Source organism: Pseudomonas sp. (assembly GCF_049300855.1).
Taxonomy (GTDB): domain Bacteria; phylum Pseudomonadota; class Gammaproteobacteria; order Pseudomonadales; family Pseudomonadaceae; genus Aquipseudomonas.
In genome coordinates this window covers 1-1,867 of sequence record NZ_JBAQKH010000060.1, presented here as the reverse complement: position 1 = coordinate 1,867, position 1,867 = coordinate 1, and the positions used below count along the sequence as shown (strand labels likewise).

2 protein-coding genes are annotated in these 1,867 nt (G+C 68.5%); one reads left to right on the top strand and one right to left on the bottom strand.

Translation table 11 applies throughout. The features are described 5' to 3' along the window. Positions 1–1,306 (top strand): hypothetical protein (locus WA225_RS28270; RefSeq protein ID WP_422610488.1); only part of this gene is annotated, 1,306 nt, incomplete at its 5' end. A gap of 148 nt (positions 1,307–1,454) precedes the next feature. Here WA225_RS28270 and WA225_RS28265 read toward each other — a convergent pair. After that, on the bottom strand, positions 1,455–1,867 hold a 413-nt coding region (locus WA225_RS28265), incomplete at its 5' end, for a carboxypeptidase-like regulatory domain-containing protein (RefSeq protein ID WP_422610487.1).

Genomic DNA, 1,867 nt, shown 5'->3' with positions numbered 1-1,867 from the left:
CAGCCAGGTCACCAACTTTGAGCAAACGTTCGAACCGCCGGATCAGGGGCTGTGCGAGGGCAACGGCTTCGTGCTCGAGCCGGTCAATTCCGCGTACCGCATCTACAGCACGACGGGGGAGTCGCTGCGCGGGCCCTTCAACATCAACGACCTGTTCAATGTGGGTGCCAAGGAGTTCACCAGCGACCCGCGCTGCTGGTTTGATCCCAGCACCCAGACCTGGTTCGCGACCATCTTGTTCCTGAACGACGCGTCCACCGCGTCGTCCCTCCTCATCGCTGTGCGGCACAACTCCGACCCGCGGGGGCTGTGGAATGAGTACTCGATCGACACGACGGACCCGTCCGGAAGCGGCTGCCCGTGTTTCGGTGACCAGCCGAGGATCGGGATCGACCAGGCCAACCTGTACGTCACCGCTGACGAGTTCTCGATCCTCGGGCCGCAGTTCAACGGCGCGGAGATGTGGGCGATCGACAAGTCCGACCTGGTCCACGGCGTCGTGAGCCCGCACTTCGTGAACTTCCCCCACCTGACGACCGACACCACGGCGCCCCAGCCCGCCCTGTCCACAGGGCGGCCGGACGCCGAGTACTTGCTCAGCTCGCTGGATTCCAGCGGCACCGGAGACAACCGCATCGGTGTCTGGGCCATGACCAATCGGGGCCAGGTTGGCCTGGGTGGCATGCCGACGCTGTCCAGCGTCGTCATCAATTCCGCGGGGTACGCCGTCCCGCCGCCGGCTCCGCAAAAGGGTGCCAAGAGCAAGCTGGACTCCGGCGACGACCGGATGCAGCAAACCCAATTCGTGGCTGGCACGGTCTGGGGTGAGCTGACGACGGCAGTGCAGCCGGCCGGCGACAGCTCGATACGCGCGGGGGGCGCCTGGTTCCAGGTGAAGCCGAGTCTCGGCTCAGCCGGGATTGCTGGTGCGTCGATCGTCCGCCAGGGCTACATCGCCGCCGTCGGCAAATACGAGATTTACCCGGCGGTGCAGCCGGACGCAGCCGGGAACGCGGCGGTCATCTTCACCCAGACGAGCAGCGCGCAGTTCGCGAGCGCTGCCTATGCCACCCTGAAGGCGGGCGGCGGCAACTTCGGGCCGGCGGTCGTGGCGGCAACTGGGGCCGGGCCGTACCAGCGGGCCGCGTCGAACCCGCCGCGCTGGGGTGACTACTCGTTCGCCGTCCCGGACGGCACGTCGGATTCCGCGTGGCTGGCGACCGAGTACATCCCGCCCAAGTCGAGCCAGACCACGACCGGGGTCCGGAACTGGGGCACACGCGTCATCAAGGTCCCGCTCGGCTGACGGTCAGTGGGTCCCCGGGACCCGGTCCCGGGGACTCGCTCACGGCTCTTGGATGAGCCCGCTGAAGATGCCGCCGGCGACTTGGGCCTGCGCGCAGCAACGGCCGCGAGGCGGCCGCACCATCAGCGCCGGTGCTGGCGGCTGCGCGTCAGCGAATGCCGCTATCGCAGTTGATGTTTTCGCGAACGGCCGCTGGTGCTGTGACCGAGACGAGGACATGAGGGCAGCGGGGGAGGACCTGCCTCGTCACCGCGACCAGCACATAACGGCCTTGCCCCAGCCTGAAGGAGTAGTGGCCGTCGGCTCGGGTGCGGGCACTTGCTGTCACCCCGGCGGCCAGGGACCGGGCCTCGACCCGGACATCACCCAGCGGGCGGGGCTTACATAGGCGGCTTGGCCGCTCGACCGGACATCCCGGGCGGGCCTCCACCACGCCGGAAATCAGCGTGACCGGGCCGGACGGCCGGGCCGAGCCCGTTCCAGCCTGGTGCACGCCGCATGAAGCGCTCACCAGGACAAGGGCCGCTGCAGGCAGCAACCACCGGACCTGCGGGCCAAACC